We start from the raw sequence: 23,496 nt of genomic DNA on the forward strand, positions 1-23,496 counted from the left end.
GACGGGCTGTTAGGTTCGGGCACATGGGTGAGTTTGTGAGCGTCGAGGTGGCCGACCAGATTGCCACGATCCGTCTTGACCGTCCGAAGATGAACGCCCTCAACGGGCAGGTACAGCTGGAGATCGCCGAGGCCGGCGCCATAGTGGACGCGGATCCGCAGGTGCAGGCGGTGATCCTGTACGGCGGGGAGCGGGTGTTCGCCGCCGGCGTGGACATCAAGGAGATGGCCGACATGTCGTACGCCGACATGTCCGCCCACTCCCGCACCCTCCAGGACTGCTTCGCCGCGATCGCCCGCATCGGCAAGCCCGTCATCGCCGCCATCACCGGCTACGCCCTGGGCGGCGGCTGCGAGCTCGCCCTCTGCGCCGACTTCAGGGTCGCGGGGGAGTCGGCCAAGCTGGGGCAGCCGGAGATCCTGCTCGGCCTCATCCCCGGCGCGGGCGGCACCCAGCGGCTGCCCCGCCTGATCGGCCCGGCCCGCGCCAAGGACCTCATCTTCACCGGCCGCCACGTCCCCGCCCCGGAGGCCCTCGCGATGGGCCTGGTGGACCGGGTGGTGCCCGACGAGCAGGTCTACACCGCCGCCCTCGAATGGGCGGCCACCTTCGTGGGCGGCCCGACGGTCGCCCTGCGGGCCGCCAAGCAGGCCGTGGACCAGGGCCTGGAGACCGATCTCGACACGGGGCTGGAGATCGAGCGGCTGCAGTTCGCCGGCCTGTTCGCCACGGACGACGCCAAGATCGGAATGCGGGCGTTCGCGGAGAAGTCCAAGGCCAAGTTCACCGGCCGGTAGGACCACGTCCGGGCGGCGCCGGCAACCTGCAACGAGAAGTCAACACATTCGGTAAGGCTCGTCCTTACCGATGTTGGTTTGCCACTATGGTGGCGTTTCATGATGCGCGTCCTGGTCCCCGCGCGGCTCCGCACGGCCGTGCGCACGTGGTTCGACTCCCGTTACATCTCCATCGCCGACCACCGCCAGGACATCAGGGACGCGCTCTGGGAGGTCCAGACCCTGAGGCGCGAGGTGGCGACCCTGCAGAGCGAGGTGGAGCGGCTGCGGAAGGCCCGGCCGCCGGCGCCCGGACCCGTGATCGACAAGGCGAAGATCGACGACACCCACCGGCTCGCGCAGGAGACGGCCAAGGCCCTGGACGGGGTCCTGCAGAACGAGGTCCTGGTCTGGCAGGCCATCGACGAGCTGCGCGCCGGTCGCGGCGAGCCGGGCCGTCCCGAGGAGCAGCCGTGCGCGTGACCTGGACCGGCGGCGCGAACCTGGCCTTCCGCCTCGACCCGGAGGACGGGATCACCGGCAAGGCGTCCGACGAGCACCCGATCAAGCTGGCGATCAACTCCTGCTCCGTCGGCGGGGTTCCGGGCGACGCCCACCCCGACCTGTACGCCGTGGCCGCCTGGACGGTCGTGGCCCCGTGGACCAGGAAGCGGATCACGTTCGACCGGGCCATCTCGGCGGAGGTGGCCCAGGCACTGCACGCGGGCTGGGGCGTCGACGCCGGCCCGGTGGGGGCCGAGCCGCGACGGCCCGGAGCCAGGCTCGCGATCTCGTACAGCGGCGGGGCGGACTCGGTGGCGGCGGCCACGATCTTCCCCGAGGCCCCGTTCGTGCACTTCCGCCGGGTCGCCCACCCGCGCGTGCCCAACCGCTGGCCCCACTACCGCTCCGACGTCCTGGCCAAGCTGGCCGCCAAGACCGGCCGCGAGCTGAGCACGGTCACCTCCGACCTGGAGTACACGCTCGCCGAGCCCCGCCCCGGCTACCCCGAGCACCACGCGGTGGCCGCGGGCGCGCTGCTCCTCGCCGACCAGCTCGACCTGGGCGGCCTGGGCTTCGGCTACGAGCTGGGCTCCCGCTGGCTGGGCGGCGGCCGCTACCTGTGGCGCTTCACCCCCGACAACCCGATGTGGTCGCCGCACGGCAGGTGGGGCCGCCTGTTCGCGGCCGCCGGCGTGCACATCGTGCTGCCCGTCGGCGGGGTGAGCGAGGCGGTCACCATGCGCCTGGCCCTGAGCTCGCCCCTGAAGGAGCAGGTCCGCTGGTGCCTGCGCGGCACCGACGGCCCGTGCCGCAACTGCGGCAAGTGCCTGTACAAGGAGCTCATCCAGGCGGCCGTGGAGCGCCGCCCGCTCGACACCCCGATCACCGCCGACCGCGCCGTGGCCCGCAAATACCTCAAGAAGCCGCCGTACGGGGGCCAGGAGATGATCCAGTACGGGCTGGCGCGCGTCCCGGGGATCGAGAACACGCTGTTCGCCCCGGTGCTCGACTACTTCGACGTCACGGAGGAGTCGACGAGCTGGCTGGAACACTGTTACCCGCCGGCCCTGGAGGAGATCCCCGAGCGGTGGCGGGCCGAGGCGCGCGCGTTCGTCGAGGCGAACGTCGGGCTGATGACCGGGGACGAGGTGCGCAAGGTGGAGTCGTGGGGCGCCTGATCTGCCGACGGGCGAGGAATGGAGTGGCGGCGTGAAGGTCTATCTGTCGGTGGACATGGAGGGCGTGACGGGGCTGACGGACCCCGAGGAGATGCACGCCGGCAAGCGGGGTTACGAGCGCGGCTGCGAGCTGATGACCGCCGACGCCAACGCCGCGATCGAGGGCGCGTTCGCGGCCGGGGCGAGCGGCGTGCTGGTCAACGACGCCCACGGGTCCACCAAGAACCTCCGGATCGACCTGCTGGACCCCCGGGCGAGCCTGATCAGGGGCCCCGGCAAGGCGCAGCGGATGGCCCAGGGGCTCGACGGGTCGTTCCAGGCGGCGTGCTTCGTCGGCTACCACGCCCGCGCCGGCGTGCCGCACGGCGTGCTCAACCACACCTGGATGGGCAAGGAGATCCAGAACGTCTACCTCAACGGCGAGCTGTGCGGCGAGACCCGGCTCGTCGCCGCGTGCGCCGGGTTCCACGGGGTGCCGGTCGTGGTGGTCACCGGGGACGAGGCCGTCGGCGACGAGGCCCGGGAGTTGCTCGGGGACGTGGAGACGGTGGCGGTCAAGAAGGGCATCGACAAGTTCTCGGCCGAGCTGCTGCCGCCGATCGTGGCCCAGGCCCGCATCCGTGAGGCCATGCAGCGAGGGCTCGGCCGGTTGACCGACTTCACGCCCTACGTGGTGCCGGCGCCGTACACGCTGGGGGTGGAGTGGAACTCCACCGCCATCGCCGCCGCCGTGTCGCTGGTTCCCGGCGTGAAGTCGGCGGGATCGCGCCACACGGAGTTCACGACGGACGACTTCACCCAGATCATGGCCCTGTTCGGCATCTTCGCCACGATCGGCGGCCAGGTGGCGTGCGGCAGCGGCCCCTATGGCTGACCGGGCGACCCTGACCCGGCGGGGGCTGCTCGTCGGGATCGGCGCGGCCGGCGGTGCGGGCGCGATGTACGCCGCCATGGGCGCGCTCGGCCTGGCCCCCGCCGATCAGGACAAGGAGTTCACACCCCCGCGGCCAGGCGACTTCACGCTGCGCGGCAAGGGCACGGCCAAGGTGGTGATCCTCGGCGCGGGCGTGGCCGGGCTGACGGCCGCGTACGAGCTGGGCAAGGCCGGCTACGACTGCACGCTGCTCGAGGCCAGGCAGAAGGCGGGCGGCCGGAACCTCACGCTGCGCGGCGGCGACCGCCTGACCGAGCTGAACGGCCCCGCCCAGGACGTGACGTTCGGCGAGGGCGTCTACTTCAACGCGGGCCCGGGCCGGATCGCCCCGTGGATGGTGACCCTCGACTACTGCCGCGAGCTGGGCGTCCCCATCGAGACCTTCATCAACAACAACGCCGCCGCCTACGTCCACACCAACGGCCAGACGGTCAGGGCCAGGACGGCCCGAGCCGACATGTACGGCTACGTCGCCGAACTCCTGGCCAAGGCCACGAACCTCGGAGCCCTGGACAAGGCCATCACCGAGGACGACCAGGACCGGCTCCTGGAGTTCCTGCGGCGGTTCGGCGACCTCGGCCCGAAGCTCGAGTACGAGGGCTCCCCGAGGCGCGGTTTCACGAAATTTCCGGCCATCGACACCGGCATCCCCGTCCCCGCCCCCGGCTCCCTCCACCAGATCCTCGCCGCCGGCACCGGCCGCGCCATCACCAACGACTTCGGCTACGAGCAGGCCACCCCCATGTTCCAGCCGGTCGGCGGCATGGACGCGATCGTCGCCAAGCTCCAGGAGGCCGTCGGCCAGGACCGGATCAGGACCGGCGCCAAGGTCACCAAGATCACCACACTGGCCGACGGCGTCGAGGTCGCCTACACCGGCGGGACAGTCAAGGCCGACTACTGCATCGCCACCCTCCCGCCCCACCTCCTCGCCAGGATCCCGCACAACCTCGGCGCCCCGGTCACCGCAGCCCTGGCCACCCCGGTCCCGGCGGCCGCCGGCAAGATCGGCTTAGAGTACGGCCGCCGCTGGTGGGAGCTGGAGGACCGCATCTACGGCGGCATCACCGAGACCGACCTCGACATCACCCACATCTGGTACCCCTCCCACGGCTACCACTCCGAGCGCGGCCTCCTCGTCGGCTACTACAACACCGAGCGCGACGCCGAGCTGTACGCGGCCCTCACCCCGGAGGACAGGAGGCGCCGGGCGCTCACCCAGGGCAAGAAGATCCACGGCGAGAAGTACCGCCAGAACCTCCTGTCCAGCACCTCCATCGCCTGGGAACGCCAGGAGCACATCCAGGGGGCATGGGTGCGCTGGCCGTCCTTTGATTCGTCCTTCACTCTTCTGCAACGCCCCGCCGGAAGGGTGTACTTCGCGGGCGACTGGCTCACCCATCTGATCGCCTGGCAGGCGGGGGCCATGGAGTCCGCCCGCGGCGCCGTCACCCAGCTGCATCAGCGAGTGTTGCAGTCTCCGTGACGTCGCCCGCTGCTCCCATGACGGCAATTAGGCTCGTGGGAGAAGCGATCGAGGAGATGGGATGACGTTGCACTGGGTGCCCGCGACCGAACGGATCGACCTGCTGGCCGATCCGGTGGCCCGTGCCGTACCGAACCTGGAGGGCGTCGAGGTGGCCGAGATCGACCCGGATCTGGCCGATACGGCGGCGTTCTGCGAGAAGTACGGCGTGACTCTCGACGAGTCGGCCAACTGCGTCGTCGTGGCGGCCAAACGGGGCGGCGAGACGCGCTACGCGGCGTGCATGGTGCTCGCGACGATGCGAGTGGACGTGAACGGCGTGATACGCAAACACCTCGACGCCCGCAAGGCCAGTTTCGCGCCGATGGCCGACGCGGTCGAGCTCACCGGCATGGAATACGGCGGCATCACGCCCCTCGGCCTGCCCGAGGAGTGGCCGGTCCTGGTGGACACGCACGTCGCGGAGCACCCGAGGGTGGTGATCGGAAGTGGCCTGCGCAGGTCGAAGCTCGCCGTCTCCGGTGCCACGCTGGCCGGGCTGAAGAGGGCCGAGGTCCTCTCCTTGGCCGGATGACGCAAAACTGAAGCCGATTCGAGACCGTTGGATGGGAAACCGATGAGGCCGTTCTGGACGTTGTACGAGTGGGAATGTGGCCTCATGGTTCATCTCGTGGGCGGGGATTAAGCCGGTATGGTGCTTCATGCCATGAACGATGACCGACTAGGCCCTTACCGGCTGCTCAGGCGGCTCGGTGAAGGCGGGATGGGCGTTGTCCACCTCGCTGTCGACCCGCAGGGTCGGCAGGTGGCGGTCAAGGTCCTGCGCGGAGAGGTCGCCGGTGACGAGGTCGCCAGGCGGCGGCTTTCGCGCGAGGTCGAGACCATGCGCAGGGTGCGCAGCAAATACATCGCCGAGGTGCTCGACGCCGACGTGACCGGTCATCGCCCGTACATCGTCACGCGTTACGTCCCCGGCCGCGGTCTCGACGAGATCGTCAAGGACGACGGGCCGCTCGACCTGCCCGCGCTGGTCAGGGTCGCGCACGGCGTGGCCTCCGCGCTGGCCGTCGTGCACTCCGTGGGCGTGATCCACCGCGACCTCAAGCCCGGCAACGTGCTGCTCCTCGACGGCGAGCCCGTCCTGATCGACTTCGGCATCGCCCAGGCGGTCGACGCGACGCGGCTCACGCAGACCGGCATGTTCATCGGCACGCCCGGCTACCTCGCGCCCGAGATCATCGAGGGCCAGGAGGCGGGGCCCGAGGTCGACATCCACGCGTGGGCGGGCACGCTGCTCTACGCCGGCACGGGCCAGCCGCCCTTCGGCAAGGGCACGCTGGAGATGATCTTCTACAACATCACCGCGGGCAAGGCCGACATCAGCGCCGCTCCCGCGGAGCTGCAGCCGCTGCTGAAGGCGGCCTTCCAGCGCAACCCGGCCAAGCGGCCCAAGGCCGCCGAGCTGGCCGAACGGGCCGCCAGGCTGCTGCCCAAGCCGGTGGCGGGCGCGGGCTCCTCGCCCGACGAGGTCTCGACGGTGCCGCGCCCCGACGCGCCGCCGCCGGCCGCCCTGCCGACCCCGCCGCGGCTGGCGGACAAGCCGTCCTACGACGTCTCCACGCCGCCGGTGACGCCCAAGCGGCTGCTGGAGAGCCAGGAGCAGCCCGCCTCACCGCCGCAGGACCAGCAGTACGTCTCGCTGCTGCCCAACCAGCCCGACCCGTGGCCGACCCGCAGGGTGCCGCCGGAGGAGCTGCGGCAGATCCAGCGCGAGGCGTTCGGCTACCCGCCGCCGGCGGCCGGCAACGGCCCCGCGGTCCCGCCGCACCCCGAGGCCGACGTGCCCACGAGGCGGGTGCGCCCCGACTCGCCCGACTACCGCAGGCTCAACCCGCCGCAGCAGCAGACCCCCAACTCTGGCCGGCCCGGCGCGGGCTCCGACCTGCCCGACTACGGCCGCCCGGGTGCGGGTGCCGACATGCCCGACTATGGCCGCCCGGGTGCGGGTCCCGACATGCCCGACTACGGCCGGCCCAACCCGATCCCGGTGCAGCCACCCCCTTACATCCCGGCCCAGCAGCAATATCCGCAGCCGGACCTGTCGACCAAGCGCGAGCCCTACATCCCGAGCGTCCAGCCGGGCAAGGTGCTGCAGCGTTCCAGGGCGTACGCCGTGGCGAGCGCGATGCTGCTGATCCTGATGATCGTGGCGGCCGTGCAGGCGCCGGTGCTCGTGGCGGTCGTGGCGGTCCCGCTCGCGATCCTGCTGCGCGCGGCCGACCTGGCCCAGCCGCAGCTCACGGCCCGCAGGGCGGCGGGCGCCGCGGCGCTCGACGTGCTGAGGGTGTTCGCCCACCCGGCCGCGCTGGCCAAATCGGCCGGCATCACGCTGGCGCTCGTGCTCTACGCGCTCATCCTCGGTCTCCCGGTGACGTTGCTGCTCACCGTGGTGGCGCGGATGGACCCGGCCAACGCCCTGGCGTGGGGTGCCGCGATCGCGCTCTGGACCGTCTGCGCAGGTCCCGGAGTGGAGGGTCCCGGCAAACAGATGCGCAGAACGCTCTCATCGCTCGTACCCTCGAGAACAGCGGCGATGGTGACGGCGGGAATCCTCGCGGCGGGTGCCGCGCTCTCGCTGATCCTCGCTTACGGCACGTTCGGGGACAAGCCTAAGGGGGAGGCCGTATGGACTCCGCTGAACGTCGATCCAGTGGTCGAGCAACTGAAAGGTCTGAGGGGGAATTCCGGGGGATGACGCGGGGAAGGTGGCGATGAGCACCCAAGCACCAGAACGTCTGGGCCCGTACCGTCTGGTCAGGAAGATCGGCGAAGGTGGCATGGGGGTCGTCCACCTCGGTCTCGACGGCGAGGGCCGCGAGGTCGCCATCAAGGTGTTGCACCCGCACGTGGCCGCCGACCTCAAGGCGCGCGACCGGCTCACCCGCGAGGTCGAGACCATGCGCAGGGTGCGCAGCCCGCACGTCGCCGAGGTGATCGACGCCGAGCTCGTGGGCGGGCAGCCGTACGTGGTGACCCGCTTCGCGCCCGGCCGCACGCTGGAGGACACCGTCCTGGCCGAGGGCGCGCTGGAGGCGCGCGACCTCATCAGGCTCGCCCAGGGGCTCTGCCAGGCGCTGGTGGCCATCCACGCGGCCGACGTGATCCACCGCGACTTCAAGCCGTCCAACGTCATGCTCGTCGACGGCGAGCCGCTGGTCATCGACTTCGGCATCGCCCACCTGGTGAACGCCACCAGGCTGACGCAGACGGGGATGTTCGTCGGCACGCCGGGCTATCTGGCGCCCGAGATCATCCGCGACTCGGAGATCACCCAGGCGGCCGACGTGCACGCGCTGGCCTCGACGGTGTTCTTCGCCGCGACCGGGGCGCCGCCGTTCGGCACGGGAACGTTCGAGGCGGTCTGCTTCAACATCATGGAAGGCCGGGCGCAGCTCGACAAGGCGCCCGCGTGGCTGCGCGGCTGGCTCAACCGGGCCCTGCAGGTCGACCCGTCGGTCCGGCCCGGCGCCCAGGAGCTGCTGCGGATGGCCAGGGCGCTCGACCCGTCGGTGACGACGTTCAACGAGGCGTCCTTCGAGGGGCCGACGGGGACCAAGCGGCTGGCCGACCGCACGCGGACCATGGACACGTTCTCCGACCTGCTGCCGCCGGTCGAATACCGCAAGCCGGCGCCCCCGCCGGCGCCGCCACGCCGCGAGGCGCGCACCGCGCCGCCGCGCAGGGAGGAGCGGCCGCCGCCCTACGTGCCCGCGCCGATGCCCGCCAGGCCGCCGATGCCGCGCCCGGACCAGCGGGTGGCCGGCTACCCGGCGCCGCAGCCCACCTCGCCGTCCCAGGTCAGGCCCTACACCCCGCCGTCGCAGTACACCCGGCCGTCCGAGCGCAGGAGATACCTGTTCGGCAGCCAGGTCGTCGGCCTGCTCCTGCTGGTCACGCTGGTGGCGCTGACCGTGGCCAGGCCCGTCATGGCGGGCGCGGTGGCCGTGGCGCTCGCGCTGGTGCTGCGCATCGGCGAATACCTCTTCGGCGACATGGTCAAGCGGCGTCAGGTACGCGGGAGCAGCGCGGCCGATCCGCTGCTCATCGTGGTCGGCACGCCGTGGGCGCTGGTCAAGTCGGCCCTCGTGACGCTGGTGCACGTGCCGCTGGCACTGCTGTTCGGGATCTGCGTCTGGGGCTTCCTCTACTGGGCGGGCCAGGCGGGCGTCAACGAGGCGGCCGCCTACGCGGCGGGCGCCTTCGCCGCCGGACTGTTCGTGCTGCCCGGCGGCGGCGCGCCGCGCAAGGCCGTCACGCGCACGTTCACCGGGGTGCTGCGCAGCCCGGGCGCGGCGCTGGTCGCCGTCGTGCTGGTGGGCACCGCCGCGCTGTTCGCGGTCATGTACGCGCTGAGCCAGGACCCGGTGTGGGCGCCGTGGCAGGAGCCGGAGACGGTCATCAACGATCTGGCCGGCGATGCCAGGCAGAGCACGATCGGCCTGATCACCGGGCTGATCGGCAGCCTGCTCGACGGTCTGGGGCTGGGGTTCCTGAATCCCTGGTCCTGAGTGTCCCCGCCGCCGCTCGGGGGGAGAGATGAAGGTATGAGCGAGCACCTCGGCCCGTACGAGCTTCTCTCCCGTCTCGGGGCCGGTGGATTCGGCGAGGTGCACCTGGCGCTGGATCCCGAGGGGCGCACGGTGGCGGTCAAGGTGCTGCACCCGCACGTCGCGGCCGACGGCATGGCCCTGGCCCGGCTGGCGCGCGAGGTGGAGACCATGCGCATGGTCGGCGGGCCGCACGTGGCGGAGGTGCTGGACGCCTCGCTGGAGGGTGCCAGGCCCTACCTCGTGACCCGCTACGTGCAGGGCCGGCCGCTCAGCTCCGTCCCCGTGCCCGTCGCCGACCTGCGGCGGCTCGCCGCGGGCCTGGCCGACGCGCTGCTGGCCATGCACGAGTCGGGGGTGGTGCACCGCGATCTCAAGCCGGCCAACGTGATGATGACCGAGGGCGAGCCGGTCGTCATCGACTTCGGCATCGCCAGCGCGCTCGACTCGCTGTCCGTCACGGCGTCGGGCGCGGTGGTGGGCACGCCCGGCTACCTGGCTCCCGAGGTGCTCGAGGGGCGGCCCGTGGGCATGGAGGCCGACGTGTTCTCGTTCGGGGCGACGCTGGCGTACGCGGCCACCGGGCGGCAGCCGTACGGGCAGGGGCCGGCCTCGGCGGTCGCCTACCGGGTCGTGCACCACCCGCCCGACCTGGAGGGTGCGCCGGAGTGGCTGCAGCCGCTGTTACGCGAGTGCCTGTCCACCGATCCCGCCGCGCGGCCGACGGCGGCGCAGATCTGCGCCAGGCTGGAGGTCGCGCCCGTCTCCCACGTGCCTCACCTGAGCGCTCCGGTCGTACGCCCTCGTTCGGCGGCCGACGACATGAGCACCAGGGAGTGGCGGCCCGGCAAGGAGCAGCATCGGCGCTCGGTGGCGGAGTCGCGGGCCAGGCACCGGGAGAAGGTGCGCCGGCGCTGGCTGATCGGCTCGGGCCTGTTCGTGTCGCTGCTGGCGGCCGCGGCCCGGGAGCCGCTGCCCGAGGTGTCGTTGTTCCTGCTGGCAGCGTACGCGCTGGCCCTGGTCTCCGACGCGGGGGTGGCGCTGTTCTCCCGCAGCCCGTACAAACGCAGCCGGCTGATCACGGATGCGGTCTGCGTGGCGGGGGCGGCCGGGCTGTGCTTCGGGCTGGCGGCGCTGTTCTCCGCGTTCACACTGGCCTTGTTCGCGGGTACGGCACTGGTGCTGGGAGTCGTTTTCCTGCTGTCGGCGTAGCCCCGCAGCCGACGACCGAATAAAGTTCGGTATGGTAGAGAGGGTGGTAGTGGTTTCCGTGCCAATCGCACTAGCTGCCGGTTTGCGCGTAAGCTACCCACGGGTAACATAACCGCTGAACCACGGCAGACCCTCTGTCGGGGGCCCCCAGGGCACCTGGCAGTCTGGACAGATGCATTCGGCGCCCACCGCCAGCGTGGCGGGGGCGCACGCGAACTACGGGAGGTCGGCCACCGGCCATGAACATCGTCGTCTGCGTGAAGCAGGTCCCCGACACGGCGACCGAGCGCAAGCTGCGGTCCGATGACAACACGCTCGACCGCGACGCCGCTGACGGCGTGGTCAACGAGCTTGACGAATACGCGGTCGAAGAGGCGCTGAAGCTCAAGGAGGCCCATGGCGGTGAGGTGACCGTCCTGACCATGGGTCCCGGCAAGGCCACCGACACCATCCGCAAGGCGCTGGCCATGGGCGCCGACAAGGCCGTCCACCTCAGCGACGACGCGCTGCACGGCTCCGACGCCCTGTCCACCTCGTACGCGATGGCCCAGGTGCTCAAGAAGATCGGGTTCGACCTGGTCATCCTGGGTTCGGAGTCCACCGACGCGCGCACCGGGATGCTCGCCGCCATGCTCGCCGAGCGGCTCGGCACGCCCCAGCTCACGCTGGCCAACAAGGTCGAGGTCGACGGCACCTCGATCAAGGTCCAGCGCCTGGCCGACTACGGTTTCGACCGGGTCGAGGCGTCGCTGCCGGCCGTCGTGTCCGTGGTCGAGAAGATCAACGAGCCCCGCTACCCGTCGTTCAAGGGCATCATGGCGGCGAAGAAGAAGCCGGTCGAGACGCTGGCCATCGGCGACGCCTCCATCGACGCCGCGCAGGTGGGCCTGGCCGCCGCCTGGTCCGAGGTCGTCGACTTCGCCCCGGCCCCGCCGCGGGCGGCCGGCACGATCGTCAAGGACGAGGGCGACGGTGGCGTGAGCGCCGCCGAGTTCCTGGCGTCCAAGAAGTTCATCTGAGAACGGGGGTTTTACGGAAATGTCGGAGATTCTCGTTCTCGTTGAGCAGGCCGAAGGCGAGGTCAAGAAGGTCACGCTCGAACTGCTGACCCTGGCCCGCACCCTCGGCACCCCCGCCGCCGTCTGGGCCGGCCCCGGCATCTCGGCCGAGGCCAAGGCCCGGCTGGCCGAGTACGGCGCGGAGAAGATCTACGTCGCCGGCTCCAGCGACATCGTGGACTACGTGGTCGCCCCCAAGGCCGAGCTGCTCGCCCAGCTCGTGACCTCCGCCTCGGCGGCCGCCGTCCTGGTGGCGGCCACGGCCGAGGGCAAGGAGATCGCCGGCCGCCTGGCCATCAAGACGGACTCCGGCGTCATCACCGACGCCGTGGGCCTGAGCGAGGGCTTCGTGGCCGACCAGTCCATCTTCGGCGGCGGCGTCAACGTGCACTCCAAGGTGCGCAAGGGCACGCCCATCATCGCCGTACGCCCCAACTCCACCGCCCCCGTGGCGGCCGCGGGCGCCGGGGTCGAGGAGGAGGTTTCGGTCACCCTGTCCGACGCCGCCAAGGCCACCCGAGTCGTGGAGCGGGTCAAGCAGGAGAAGGGCGCCCGGCCGGAGCTGACGGAGGCCGCGATCGTGGTCTCCGGCGGGCGCGGCGTGGGTTCGGCGGAGAACTTCTCGGTCATCGAGACCCTCGCCGACTCCCTGGGCGCGGCCGTGGGCGCCTCCCGCGCCGCCACGGACGCTGGCTGGTACCCGCACCAGTTCCAGGTGGGCCAGACGGGCAAGACGGTGTCGCCGCAGCTGTACATCGCGGCCGGGATCTCGGGGGCCATCCAGCACCGGGCCGGGATGCAGACGGCCAAGACGATCGTCGCCATCAACAAGGACCCGGAGGCCCCGATCTTCGAGCTGGCGGACTACGGCGTGGTCGGCGACCTCCACCAGGTCCTGCCCCAGCTCACCGAAGAGATCGACAAGCGCAAGTAGGCCGGGGAAGCAGGGTCTCCGCTCTCGGCGCTCCGCGCGGGGAGCTCAGGCTGTGACGTCTGGGGGGCACCGTCCCCCAGACGTCCTCAACAAGCGTGGGCGGGAGCCGAGGGCCGGTCAGCGGTCGGCGATGGGAAGCCTGATCTGGAAGCAGGCGCCCTCATCCGGGGACGAGCGCAGCTCCACGCGCCCCCCGTGAGCGGCCACGATGGACCGGACGATGGCCAGCCCCAGCCCCGCCCCGCCCGTGGCGCGGGCGCGGGAGCCGTCCGCGCGGTAGAAGCGGTCGAACACGCGCGCCGCCTCCTCCGCAGCCAGCCCCGGCCCCTCGTCCTCGATGACCAGCACCGACTCCCCGCCGTCCGTGCCCACGCCGATCCTGACCGGGGTGCCGGCGGGGGTGTGGGTGACGGCGTTGCCGACGAGGTTGCTGACGACCTGTCTCAGCCGGGCCTCGTCGCCCAGGACCGGGGCGGTGGCCGCCGGGCCGCCGGACGGGCCGGTGAAGGCGATGGGCCGGGTCGGGTCGAGGGCGGTGAAGTCGTGGCGGGCGTCGGCGGCGAGGGTACGCAGGTCCATCGGGGTCAGCTCCAGCCCCGGGCCGTCGCTCTCGTCGAGGCCGGCGAGCAGGAGCAGGTCGTCCACCAGCTTGGCCAGGCGGCCCGACTCGCTCTCGATGCGGGCCAGCGCGGGCCCGGCCTCCGTGCCTCCCATGCGGTACAGCTCCGAGAAGCCCTTGATGCCGAACAGCGGGGTGCGCAGCTCGTGGCTGACGTCGGCGACGAACCGGCGCATGCGGGCCTCCGACTCCACCTTCGCCGCGACCCCCTGCTCGATCTGCGCGAGCATCTTGTTGAGCGAGCGTGCCAGGCGCCCGACCTCGGTGCCCGGCGGGGCCGGCTCGGGCACGCGGCGGGTGAGGTCGCCGTCCGCGATGGCCGCCGCCGTCTCCTCCACCCGGCGCAACGGCGCCAGACCGGCCCTGATCGCGAACCCGCCCACCAGTGCCAGCACGGCCAGCAGCAATGATCCGGCCACGAGGCAGGCGGCGCGCATCCGGTTGACGGTCGTGTGCATGGCCTCCAGCGACACCGCCGCCACCACGCTGGAGTGCGCGAACTCCGTGCTCGTGCGCTTGGCGGGCAGCGCCACGGCGCGCCACTCCGCGCCGTCCGCCCCCTCCACGGTGAACGGCCGCCCGGCGCGGGCCGCGACGGTGGCGGTGTCGAGGCGGGGCAGGCCGGGCCCGGGCATGTCGCCGTACGCGCGCAGCACGGCGCCGCCGGGCGACAGGTACGCCGCGTACCCCTTGGTGACGAGGTCGGGCTCGCCCAGCACGAGCGGGGCCTGGCTCGCCCGCTTCTCCAGCATGGCCGCCAGCGCGGTGGCCAGCTCGGGCGGCACCGACGACAGCGCCGTGCCCATCGGGCTGAGCTGGGCGTCCACGCGGGCCCTGAGCTGGGTCTCCAGCTGCCGGACGAGGACCGAGCTGATCATCGCCAGGCCGGCGACGAGCAGGGCGACCGTGATCGCCAGCAGCCGGGCGCGCAACGACAGCCCCCTGCCGATGCGCGGCAGCCGGGCGCGCCCGCCGCGGGGTCGTGGCAGGCGGCTGGTCATGGTTTCGGCTTGCGGAGCAGGTAGCCGACGCCGTGCACGGTGTGGATCAGCCGAGGTGACTCGCCGGTGTCCAGCTTGCGCCGCAGATAGCTCACGTACGTGTCCACGATGCTCGTGTCACCGGCGAAGTCGTAGCGCCACACGGTCTCCAGGATCTGCGACTTGGGCAGCACCCGCCCGGCGTTGAGCACCAGGTGGTGCAGGAGCCGGAACTCCGTCGGCGACAGGCGGACCGGGCGGCCCGCCCTGGTCACCTGGTGGCCGTCGGGATCGACCTCCAGGTCTCCGACGACCAGCGTGTGGTCGTCGGGGATCGCGCCCGTGCGCCGCAGGATGGCCCTGATGCGGGCCAGCAGCTCCTCCAGGTCGAACGGCTTGGTCACGTAGTCGTCGCCGCCCAGCCGGAGACCGTTGATCTTGTCGGCCGTGGTGTCGCGGGCCGTCAGGAACAGTACGGGCACCGGCCCCGGCCGCCCGCCGGCCCTGGGCAGGCCGCGCAGGCGGCGCAGCACCTCGAAGCCGTCCAGGTCGGGCAGCATGACGTCGAGCAGCACCAGGTCAGGCGGATCACGCCGGGCCTCCTCCAGCGCCTGGGTGCCGTTGTCGGCCGAGCTCACGGTGAAACCCGCGAACCGCAACGTCGCCGACAGCAGCTCCTTGACGGTGGGCTCGTCGTCGACCACCAGCAGCCGTTCGCCCGTGTGAGCCACGTGAGGCACCTCCCGAGGTCCAGGGTAGTCAGGCGTCCCGGTTCTTGAACTGGACGAACGCCGCGACCAACAGCACCGCGACGAACCCGAGGAGCACCCCGAAAGCCACCACGGGCGGCAGCTCGGACGTCCCTGAGACGGCCTGGAAGGCGGCCGTGTTCGGCCAGTAGGTGTGCATGAACTCCCGCAGGCCGCCGGGCGCGCTCGAGGCCAGCACGGGGATCAGGAGGAAGGCGGTGCTGACGTTCACGGCCGAGGCCGTGCCGCGCAGCAGGAAGCCCAGGGCGAGCCCGAACAGCGCCAGCAGCGTGAACACGACCGGCCCGAGCAGGAGCAGGACCAGCGCGCCCGGCTCGCCCGGCATGACGTACGGAGCGCCGTTCGCCGCGAGGACGGTCTGGCCGGCGGTGTACATCAGCCACACCCCGGCCACGCTCACCGGCAGGGCGGTCAGCACGGTCATCCCGGCCTTGGCGGCCATCAGGTGACCGCGCCGGCCCACGGCGGCCACGCTCGCGCGCATCGTGCCGGAGCCGTACTCGGAGGTGGCGACCAGCACCCCCAGCGCCGAGACCAGGAGCTGGACCACGAACAGCCCGCGCATGCCCATGTCCAGCGGCTGGAAGTCCAGCCGCTCCTGCGCCGTGGCCGTGGCGTAGTCGCCGGCCGACGCGTTGCCGAACAGCCACCCGAACAGCCCGGACACGACGACGATCGCCAGCGACAGCACCATGGTGGCCCTGATGCTGCTGAACTTCGTCCACTCCGCCCTGAGCACGCCCGCCTCGATCATCGTGCCCCTCCGTACTCCACGGCGTCGCGGGTCAGCTCCATGAACGCCTCCTCCAGGGACGCGGGCCGCAGGGTCAGCTCGTGCAGCGTGACGCCCTCGGCCGCCGCCAGGCGCCCCACGTCGGGCGCGCTCATGCCGGTGACCAGCAGCTCGTCACCGGAACCGGCCCGTACGCGGGCGCCCGACAGCTCCAGCCGCCGGGCGAAGGAACCGGCCTCGGGCGTGCGGACGAGCACGGGAGCCCCGGCGCCGGTGAACTCGCCGATCTCGGCCTCGGTGATGAGCCGGCCCTTCCCGATGATCACCAGCCGGTCCGCGGTCAGCGCCATCTCGCTCATCAGGTGGCTGGAGAGCAGCACCGTACGCCCCTCGGCGGCCAGCTCCCGGACCAGCGTGCGGATCCACAGCACGCCCTCCGGGTCCAGCCCGTTGACCGGCTCGTCCAGCAGCAGCACCGGCGGATCCCCCAGCAGCGCGGCGGCCAGGCCCAGCCGCTGGCTCATCCCCAGCGAGAACCCGCCGGCCTTCCTGCCCGCCGCGTCCGTCAGCCCAACCAGGTCGAGTACCTCCTCGACGCGGGAGATCGGGAGGCGGTTGGTCTGGGCGAGGTAGAGCAGGTGCTTGTACGCGGTGCGCTGCGGGTGCACGGCCTGCGAGTCCAGCATCGAGCCGACCACGCGCAGCGGGTGCGGCAGGTCGTGGGGGCCGCGGCCGTTGATCGTGACCGTGCCGGAGGTGGGCAGGTCGAGGCCGAGGATCATCCGCATGGTCGTGGTCTTCCCGGCGCCGTTCGGGCCCAGGAAGCCGGTGACGAGGCCCGGCCGTACCGTGAAGGAGAGGTCGTCCACGGCGAGCCGCTCGCCGTAGCGTTTGGACAGTCCGTTGAGCTGGATCATGGGTCCAGCGTGGAGTGGCTCGTTGGAGATGTTCTGAGGGGTTCTGTGAGGTCTCTGTGAGCGGGGCGGTGCCACGTGGGGTGGCGCCGCGCCGCCCGCGCCGATCCACAGGGAACTCTCAGGCCAGGGCCGCCCGCAGGCGGGCGGCCAGCTCCTCGGCGTGGGCCTGGCTCCAGGGGATCGTGCCGTTCTCGGACATGAGCGCGTGGAACTGCTGCTTCCGGTACGGGGTGCCCGGCGGCAGCGGGGCCACGTGCCAGTGCAGGTGGGCGTTGCCCTGCCGGCTGCCGAGGGACAGCAGGTAGGTGCGCTCCGACGGCACCACCGCCTCCACGGCCAGCGCCACCTTCCTGACCACGCCCATCATCGCGTGGTAGTCGTCCTCGTCGAGGTCGCGTACGACGTGCTCGACGTGCCGCTTCGGGCTGACCAGGACGTATCCCGGCATCGTGGGGTAGCGGGCCAGGAAGGCGAGGTGCCGGTCGTCCTCGTGGACGATCTGCTCGAGGGCGTAGCCGGGGTCGCCGGCCACGATCGCGCAGATGAAGCACGGGCGGGACCTCACCCGCGCCTCATACGCCTCGACGTCGAAGGGCACGTTTCGTTCGAGATCCATCCCGCGATGGTCTCAGGCGGCGGCCTGGGCGGGCTCCCTTACGGGGAGGGGGCTCACCTGGGCCGGCTCGCTGCGCGGGAGCAGGCGGGCGGCCAGGGCGATCAGCACGCCCAGGACGACGCCGATGCCCAGCGCCGTACGCAGGGACGTGGCGTCCGACAGGAAGCCGATCACCACGGGGCCGAGCAGCAGGCCCGCGTACCCCATGGCGCCCGCCTGGGCGATCGCGGGCCCCGGCGCGTCGGTGGCGGTGCCCGCGAGCGACAGCGTCAGCGGCGAGATCGTCGCCACCCCGAGCCCGACGAAGAACATCGCCGCCACCGCCACCAGCGCCGCCGGCGCCAGCAGCACGACCGCGAAGAAGCCGGCCGTGGCCACCCCGGACACGGTCAGCATCCCGCGCACCCCGAACCTGACCCGCAGCCGGTCACCGGTGAGCCGGGCGATCAGCATGCCGGTCTCGAACACCGGGTACCCGAGCGCCGCCAGGGCCTCGGGGGCGCCGAGCTCGTCGCGCATGTACAGGCCGTTCCAGTCGGCGACCGTGCCCTCGACCATGAAGGCGAAGAACATGATCGCGCCGAGCAGGTAGACGATCGGGGGCATGCGGCGCCGCCCCGTGGTCGAGGTGGCCGCCGCCGGGGGCTCCGGCAGGTACGTACGGCCGAGCAGCACCATGACCGGCAGCGAGACCAGCGCGATCAGCGTCACGTGCAGCGTGAACGGCAGGTCGGCGGCGATGGCCAGGCTGCCCAGCCCGCCCGCCGAGATGGCGCCCACGCACCAGCCGGCGTGCATGCCGTTCATCAGCGGCCGCTTGTAGGCCTGCTCGACGGCCGAACCCTGGGCGTTCATGGCGACGTCCACGGTGCCGAAGGCCATGCCGAAGAGCGCCACGGCCACCAGGAGCAGCGGGAGGTCGGGGGCGACGGCCACGCCGAGGAGGCCGAGCGCCGTCAGTGGACCGCCTGCCCGCAGCACCGCCCGGCTGCCCACGCGCGCCATGACGCGCCGCATGGACTGCATCGTCACCAGAGCGCCCAGGCCCCACACCAGCAGGACCGCCCCGACCGTGGCCTCGGTCAGGCCGAGTTTGTCGGTCAGGGCGGGGATGCGCACGGTCATCGTGCCCACCATCAGGCCGGCAAGGACAAAGGTGAGGACCGCCCCGTAACGGGCACTCCTCAGCTCGCGGGTCATAAGGCCACACCTCTCACAGGATCGTATTTCTTAGCGATGAATCCGGGCATGCCGGGGCGCCCCCGCCGACCGCGGCGGACGGCACAGGGCAACGCAGGACAGCGCGCGGCGGCGCGGGCCCGGCGTGGTGCCGGGGGGTTCGGGGGAGTCGGACGTGGCCCCCGGCGCGTGGCGCGGAGGGCGAAAAGGGATGGAATCAGGCGGGGGCGGGCGAGATGAGTGCCCTGAGGCGGAGCTCCAGGGCCTGGAGATCGTCCTCTGAGTTGAGCTCCGGGTCGTGACTCGCCACGTCCCAGAGCCCCTCACACGCCAGCCGGACGATCTGCGCGGCCACCGGGTCCGGCTCCTCGCTCAGCCCTTCGCGGTGCCAGCGGGCCATCGCCTCGCGCAGCGGTGCGAGCAGGAAGAGGTTGCCCGACGCTCCGGTGACGACGGCCCATCGTCGCAGGCGGCCGGATCGGACGGCGGCCAGCGTCGCGCCCAGATAGCGCTCGGTGTAGGTCTCGCCCGGCTGCCCGGCCACCAGCACGTCGAAGTCTTCGATCAACCGCTCCACCATGCCCTTGATCAGGGCCTCTTTGGAGCCGTAGTGATAGAGCAGGCCGCCCTTGCTCACGCCCGCCCGGTCCGCCACGGCGGCCAGGGTGAGCGCGCCCGAGCCCAGGTCGCAGAGGAGATCCTCCGCCGCGTCCAAAAGCTCGTCCCTTCGCATACGATCAACTGTACCGTCCGGACGGTACAGTTGCAAACGAGATACCCTGAGCACGTGACCAGACCGTCGGCCTACCTTGATCATGCGGCGACCACCCCCATGCTGCCCGAAGCGATCGAGGCCATGACGGAGCAACTCAAACGCGTCGGCAATGCTTCCTCGCTGCACGCGGCCGGCCGTCAGGTGCGCAGGGTGGTCGAGGAGTCACGGGAGACGATCGCCGACTCGCTCGGCGCCCGGCCCAGCGAGGTCGTGTTCACCTCGGGCGGCACCGAGGCCGACAACCTGGCGATCAAGGGCCTCTACTGGGCGCGCCGCCCCCGCAGGCGCGTGCTGATCAGCTCCGTGGAGCACCACGCCGCGCTCGACCCGGCCCAGTGGCTGGCCGACAGCCAGGGCGCCGAGGTGGAGCTGCTGGAGGTGGACGAGCACGGTCGCGTGCACCCCGAGACGCTGCGCGCCGCCATCGAGCGCGACCCCGGCGACGTGGCCATGATCAGCATCATGTGGGCCAACAACGAGGTCGGCACCATCCAGCCCATCCACGTGCTGGCCGCCATCGCGCACGACCACGGCATCCCGTTCCACACCGACGCGGTGCAGGCGATCGGGCAGCTGCCGGTCTCGTTCAGCGGCTCGGGGGCCGACGCGCTCACGCTGACCGGCCACAAGGTCGGCGGCCCGATGGGGGTCGGCGCGCTGCTGCTGACCAGGGGGCTCACGCCGGTCTCCGTGCAACACGGCGGGGGCCAGGAGCGCGACGTGCGCTCGGGCACGCTCGACGCGCCCGCCATCGCGGGGCTCGCCGCCGCCGTCAGCACCGCCGTACGCGAGCAGGAGGCCCTCGGCCGCCACCTGGCGTCGCTGCGCGACGAGCTCATCCACCGCGTACGCGAGGCCGTGCCCGACGTGGTGCTCAACGGCGACCCCGGCAACCGGCTGCCCGGCAACGCCCACTTCTCCTTCCCCGGCTGCGAGGGCGACGCGCTGCTCATGCTGCTCGACGCCAAGGGCGTGGAGTGCTCGACCGGCTCGGCCTGCTCGGCGGGCGTGGCGCAGCCGTCCCACGTGCTGCTGGCCATGGGCGCGGACGCGGCGGCGGCGCGCGGGTCGCTGCGGTTCACGCTGGGCCACACCTCGACGCGCGACGACGTGGACCGCCTGATCGAGGTGCTCCCGGCCGCCGTCGAGCGCGCCCGCCGCGCCGGCCTCGGCTGACCCCAGGCCGCCAGGAGGCTGAGCCCAGACCGCAGAAGGCCCGGCTCAGGTCACAGAAGCTGGGCTCACGTCACAGAAGGCCGGGCTTCAGGAGGCGGGGCTCAGGCCAGGAGGCCGGGCTCGGGTCGGAAGGCCGGGCTCAGGTGAGGAAGGGGGCGACGGCGGTCCAGGCGGGGTCGGCGGAGACGTCGACCCTCGGCTCGCCCTCCTCCCAGCCCACGATCAGCTCCTTGGCGTGGATCGCGGCGTCGCCGGTCGGGTCGGCGTACACGTGGATGACGCGATGCCCCTGCGAGCTCAGGTGCGCCGCCAGCACGGCGTCGTCGCGCAGCTTGAGCAGGCGGGCGGCCAGGCGCTCCTCGAAGTCGCGCAGCGCGGCCAGCGAGTCGCCGACCGGCAGGCCGTTCTCGTCGCGGTGCGCGTAGGGGAGCGTGACCTGGATGTGCTGGTCGAACAGCGGATGGTCGACCGGCCGCAGCGGATGGCGGGCCGTGGCGACCAGCGGCGCGCCGCCGGCGGTCTGACCCTCCAGCAGCAGCCACTCCTCCTCGGTGTAGCCCGAGGCCACGTCGGCGACCACGGCCGGCAGGTGCACCGCCGCCACGGAGTCGATCGGCTCGAAGGTGACCGCCGTGATCTCGCCCACCCACCTGGCCACGTCGTCCTCGCCCAGCAGCCAGTCGAGGGCCAGCAGCGTGGCCTCCAGCCTGGACTCCTCGTCGAGCTCGCTGAAGATCGGATGGTAGGCGGCCACGTCGACCCGGGGCTGGTTGCGCGGCACGCGCAGGCCGAGCTGCAACTTGTCGAGCGCGAACTCGAAGCCGGCCACGTCGAGGGTGAGCTCCATCGCCATCGGGTTGGCCTGACGGGACGGGTGGAACTCCCACAGCAGGTCGGCCGGGGGCGCGGCCTTGGCCCAGCGGTGCGCGAGCGAGCGCAGCTCGGCGTCGCCCGCGGCGGTCACCACCAGGGCGTGCGCGGCCTCCTTGCCGGGGGCCACCTCGTAGGCCAGGCCGGGGTCGATCGCGGCGACCGCGGGGGAGAGCCGCTCCTCCAGCCCCTCGGGCTCGCCCGCGGCCACCATCGAGTCGAGTTGCGGCCTGGTCTCCTGCCACCACGCCCAGAAACCGGCGATGGCCTCGTCAGGCCCTTCGGCCCCTTCGTCTGCGTCCTTGCGCCCGAACAGTCGCATGCCCGAATCCTCGCAGACCCGGGCCATGGTCGTGCACTCCTGTCCGGACAGTACGCTGGACAGGTCATGGGACTGCGTGTGCTTGCCGCCATGTCGGGCGGCGTCGACTCCGCCGTGGCCGCCGCTCGGATAGCCGAGGCCGGTCACGACGTCACTGGTGTCCATCTCGCCCTGTCCGCCAACCCCCAATCCCATCGCACGGGAGCCAGGGGTTGCTGCACGATCGAGGACTCGCGCGACGCTCGCCGCGCCGCCGACGTGATCGGCATCCCGTTCTACATCTGGGACATGGCCGAGCGTTTCCAGCGCGACGTGATCGAGGACTTCGTGGCCGAATACGCGGCCGGTCGCACCCCAAACCCGTGCCTGCGCTGCAACGAGAAGATCAAGTTCGCGGCGGTGCTCGACCGGGCGCTGGCCCTGGGCTTCGACGCGGTCGCCACCGGCCACCACGCCAAGCTGGTCGACGGGGTGCTGTCCAGGAGCGTCGACGCGGGCAAGGACCAGTCCTACGTGCTCGGCGTGCTGACCCGCGAGCAGCTCGGCCACGCGATCTTCCCGCTGGGCGACTCGACCAAGGCCGAGGTGCGCGAGGAGGCCGCCAGGCGCGGCCTGACCGTCGCCGACAAGCCCGACAGCCACGACATCTGCTTCATCGCCGACGGCGACACGCGCGGCTTCCTGGCCGAGCGGCTCGGCTCGGCCGAGGGGCCGATCGTCGACGAGAGCGGCGCGGTCGTGGGCAGCCACCAGGGCGCTCACGGGTTCACGATCGGGCAGCGCAAGGGCCTGCACATCGACCGGCCGGCCGCGGACGGCCGGCCGCGCTACGTGCTGTCCATCGAGCCGGTGTCCAACACCGTCACGGTCGGCCCGCGTGCGGCGCTGCAGGTCACCTCGATCGTCTGCGGCAGCCCGGTCTGGAACGGGCCCGTCTCGAACGGGCCCGTCTCGAACGGGCCCGTCTCGAACGGGCCGGTCCGGAACGGGCCGGCCGCCTCCGACGACGTGACCGTGCAGCTGCGGGCCCACGGCGAGGTCTATCCGTGCACGTTCGAGGAGATCGCGGGCGGGCTGCGGATCGACCTGGGCCGGGCGGCCACGGGCGTCGCCGCCGGCCAGGCCGCGGTGCTCTACTCCGGCTCGACGGTCATCGGATCGGCGACCATCGTGTCCGCCGGCTGAAGCTGATTGACCAGCTGAGGGTGGCCGACTAGCTGAGGGTGGTCGACTCGCCGACCGCGAGGCGGCGGATGTCGGCGCCCTGCTTCTCCGCCTCCATCCGCAGCCAGTTGTCGACCAGGGTCAGGCCGATCTCGCTGTAGAGGGCGTCGTGGGTGGAATATGCGCGCGCCGGGCGGATCGTACGGAGATATTCCACCATCTCCATCAGCTTCAGCCACGGCGCGCCGGTCGGCACCAGCAGCGTGGAGACCTCCACGTCCGGCACGGTCAGCGCGTCACCCGGGTAGAAGAGCTCGTCGTCGACCAGGAAACCGACGTTCTGGACGATGCGCATGTCAGGGTGGTTCTTGGCATGCCACTCGCCGAACACCTTCACCCCGAAACCGGCCGTCTCGAACCCGTCGCCGTGCCGTACCACCTGGACCCTGCCCGTCACCTCGGTCAGCTCCGCAGCGACGCCCTCGCAGGTCCAGATCTCCAGGTCGGGCGAGGCGGCCTTCAGCTTCTCGACGTCCACGTGGTCGAAGTGCTGGTGGGTGATGAGCACCGCGTCGGCGCCGTCGAGCACCGGACCCTTGCTGAAGGTGCCGGGGTCGATGACCAGGACCTTGCCGTTCTTCTCCAACCGGACGCAGGCGTGGTCGAGTTTCGTGAGCTTCATTCGG

The 23,496-nt window shown here is 71.9% G+C and carries 22 protein-coding genes; 13 read left to right on the forward strand and 9 right to left on the reverse strand.

Annotation, left to right across the window (positions count from 1 at the left end; translation table 11 throughout):
• Positions 1 to 23: 23 nt before the first annotated feature.
• The 11 genes from AB0J69_RS16955 (at position 24) to AB0J69_RS17005 (ending at position 12,689) form a co-directional block, all read left to right on the forward strand.
• Entirely contained in the window at positions 24 to 797 is a 774-nt protein-coding gene (locus tag AB0J69_RS16955) for an enoyl-CoA hydratase-related protein (protein ID WP_364117801.1), read from the forward strand.
• Between the two features lie 99 nt (positions 798 to 896).
• A complete protein-coding gene (locus tag AB0J69_RS16960) occupies positions 897 to 1,259 on the forward strand; it encodes a hypothetical protein (protein ID WP_364117803.1) in 363 nt (120 codons plus the stop codon).
• Positions 1,250 to 2,458, forward strand: coding sequence for a DUF6395 domain-containing protein (locus tag AB0J69_RS16965; RefSeq protein WP_364117804.1), 1,209 nt, complete (start codon positions 1,250 to 1,252; stop codon positions 2,456 to 2,458). The genes AB0J69_RS16960 and AB0J69_RS16965 overlap by 10 nt, the downstream gene beginning before the upstream one ends.
• Positions 2,459 to 2,489: 31 nt before the next feature.
• Positions 2,490 to 3,332, forward strand: coding sequence for a M55 family metallopeptidase (locus AB0J69_RS16970; protein WP_364117806.1), 843 nt, complete (start codon positions 2,490 to 2,492; stop codon positions 3,330 to 3,332).
• Positions 3,325 to 4,878: a flavin monoamine oxidase family protein gene (locus AB0J69_RS16975; protein WP_364117808.1), complete on the forward strand. Its 1,554-nt coding sequence runs from the start codon at positions 3,325 to 3,327 to the stop codon at positions 4,876 to 4,878. Before AB0J69_RS16970 ends, AB0J69_RS16975 begins: the two co-directional genes overlap by 8 nt.
• A gap of 61 nt (positions 4,879 to 4,939) precedes the next feature.
• The gene (locus AB0J69_RS16980) at positions 4,940 to 5,452 is read left to right on the forward strand and encodes a YbaK/EbsC family protein (RefSeq protein ID WP_364117810.1); all 513 of its coding nucleotides are present in this window, start codon (positions 4,940 to 4,942) and stop codon (positions 5,450 to 5,452) included.
• A 132-nt stretch (positions 5,453 to 5,584) separates the two neighbouring features.
• Positions 5,585 to 7,633 carry a protein kinase gene (locus AB0J69_RS16985; RefSeq protein WP_364117811.1) on the forward strand — a complete coding sequence of 683 codons (2,049 nt, stop codon included), beginning with the start codon at positions 5,585 to 5,587 and terminating at the stop codon, positions 7,631 to 7,633.
• Positions 7,634 to 7,649: 16 nt separating this feature from the next.
• Positions 7,650 to 9,446, forward strand: coding sequence for a serine/threonine-protein kinase (locus tag AB0J69_RS16990; RefSeq protein ID WP_364117813.1), 1,797 nt, complete (start codon positions 7,650 to 7,652; stop codon positions 9,444 to 9,446).
• Positions 9,447 to 9,482: 36 nt separating this feature from the next.
• Positions 9,483 to 10,697, forward strand: coding sequence for a serine/threonine-protein kinase (locus AB0J69_RS16995; protein WP_364117814.1), 1,215 nt, complete (start codon positions 9,483 to 9,485; stop codon positions 10,695 to 10,697).
• A gap of 239 nt (positions 10,698 to 10,936) precedes the next feature.
• Positions 10,937 to 11,716 carry an electron transfer flavoprotein subunit beta/FixA family protein gene (locus AB0J69_RS17000; RefSeq protein ID WP_364117816.1) on the forward strand — a complete coding sequence of 260 codons (780 nt, stop codon included), beginning with the start codon at positions 10,937 to 10,939 and terminating at the stop codon, positions 11,714 to 11,716.
• Between the two features lie 19 nt (positions 11,717 to 11,735).
• Positions 11,736 to 12,689, forward strand: coding sequence for an electron transfer flavoprotein subunit alpha/FixB family protein (locus AB0J69_RS17005; RefSeq protein ID WP_364117818.1), 954 nt, complete (start codon positions 11,736 to 11,738; stop codon positions 12,687 to 12,689).
• Between the two features lie 117 nt (positions 12,690 to 12,806).
• Here AB0J69_RS17005 and AB0J69_RS17010 read toward each other — a convergent pair whose 3' ends face one another.
• The 7 genes from AB0J69_RS17010 to AB0J69_RS17040 form a co-directional block, all read right to left on the reverse strand.
• Complete coding sequence (locus AB0J69_RS17010; protein WP_364117820.1) at positions 12,807 to 14,309, reverse strand: HAMP domain-containing sensor histidine kinase; 1,503 nt, start codon at positions 14,307 to 14,309, stop codon at positions 12,807 to 12,809.
• Positions 14,306 to 15,019 carry a response regulator transcription factor gene (locus tag AB0J69_RS17015; RefSeq protein ID WP_364117822.1) on the reverse strand — a complete coding sequence of 238 codons (714 nt, stop codon included), beginning with the start codon at positions 15,017 to 15,019 and terminating at the stop codon, positions 14,306 to 14,308. The genes AB0J69_RS17010 and AB0J69_RS17015 overlap by 4 nt, the downstream gene beginning before the upstream one ends.
• A 28-nt stretch (positions 15,020 to 15,047) precedes the next feature.
• Positions 15,048 to 15,812, reverse strand: a complete 765-nt coding sequence (locus AB0J69_RS17020) for a hypothetical protein (RefSeq protein WP_364117824.1) — start codon at positions 15,810 to 15,812, stop codon at positions 15,048 to 15,050.
• Positions 15,809 to 16,708 carry an ABC transporter ATP-binding protein gene (locus AB0J69_RS17025; protein WP_364117826.1) on the reverse strand — a complete coding sequence of 300 codons (900 nt, stop codon included), beginning with the start codon at positions 16,706 to 16,708 and terminating at the stop codon, positions 15,809 to 15,811. The genes AB0J69_RS17020 and AB0J69_RS17025 overlap by 4 nt, the downstream gene beginning before the upstream one ends.
• Positions 16,709 to 16,826: 118 nt before the next feature.
• On the reverse strand, positions 16,827 to 17,324 hold the full coding sequence (locus AB0J69_RS17030) for an HIT family protein (protein ID WP_364117828.1): 498 nt from the start codon (positions 17,322 to 17,324) through the stop codon (positions 16,827 to 16,829).
• A gap of 12 nt (positions 17,325 to 17,336) precedes the next feature.
• Positions 17,337 to 18,524: an MFS transporter gene (locus AB0J69_RS17035; protein WP_364117830.1), complete on the reverse strand. Its 1,188-nt coding sequence runs from the start codon at positions 18,522 to 18,524 to the stop codon at positions 17,337 to 17,339.
• A 196-nt stretch (positions 18,525 to 18,720) separates the two neighbouring features.
• A complete protein-coding gene (locus AB0J69_RS17040) occupies positions 18,721 to 19,236 on the reverse strand; it encodes a TetR/AcrR family transcriptional regulator (RefSeq protein ID WP_364117832.1) in 516 nt (171 codons plus the stop codon).
• Positions 19,237 to 19,290: 54 nt separating this feature from the next.
• On the opposite strand from AB0J69_RS17040, the gene AB0J69_RS17045 reads away from it, so the two are divergent.
• Complete coding sequence (locus tag AB0J69_RS17045; protein WP_364117834.1) at positions 19,291 to 20,454, forward strand: cysteine desulfurase family protein; 1,164 nt, start codon at positions 19,291 to 19,293, stop codon at positions 20,452 to 20,454.
• Between the two features lie 139 nt (positions 20,455 to 20,593).
• Here AB0J69_RS17045 and AB0J69_RS17050 read toward each other — a convergent pair whose 3' ends face one another.
• Positions 20,594 to 21,646: a DUF695 domain-containing protein gene (locus AB0J69_RS17050; protein WP_364117836.1), complete on the reverse strand. Its 1,053-nt coding sequence runs from the start codon at positions 21,644 to 21,646 to the stop codon at positions 20,594 to 20,596.
• Between the two features lie 66 nt (positions 21,647 to 21,712).
• Between AB0J69_RS17050 and mnmA the strand changes: the two genes are divergently transcribed.
• Positions 21,713 to 22,831 carry a tRNA 2-thiouridine(34) synthase MnmA gene (gene mnmA, locus AB0J69_RS17055; protein ID WP_364117838.1) on the forward strand — a complete coding sequence of 373 codons (1,119 nt, stop codon included), beginning with the start codon at positions 21,713 to 21,715 and terminating at the stop codon, positions 22,829 to 22,831.
• A gap of 28 nt (positions 22,832 to 22,859) precedes the next feature.
• On the opposite strand, the gene AB0J69_RS17060 is transcribed toward mnmA, so the two are convergent.
• Positions 22,860 to 23,492, reverse strand: a complete 633-nt coding sequence (locus tag AB0J69_RS17060; RefSeq protein ID WP_364117840.1) for an MBL fold metallo-hydrolase — start codon at positions 23,490 to 23,492, stop codon at positions 22,860 to 22,862.
• Positions 23,493 to 23,496 lie beyond the last annotated feature (4 nt).

The organism is Nonomuraea sp. NPDC049709, from assembly GCF_040674815.1.
Taxonomy (GTDB): domain Bacteria; phylum Actinomycetota; class Actinomycetes; order Streptosporangiales; family Streptosporangiaceae; genus Nonomuraea.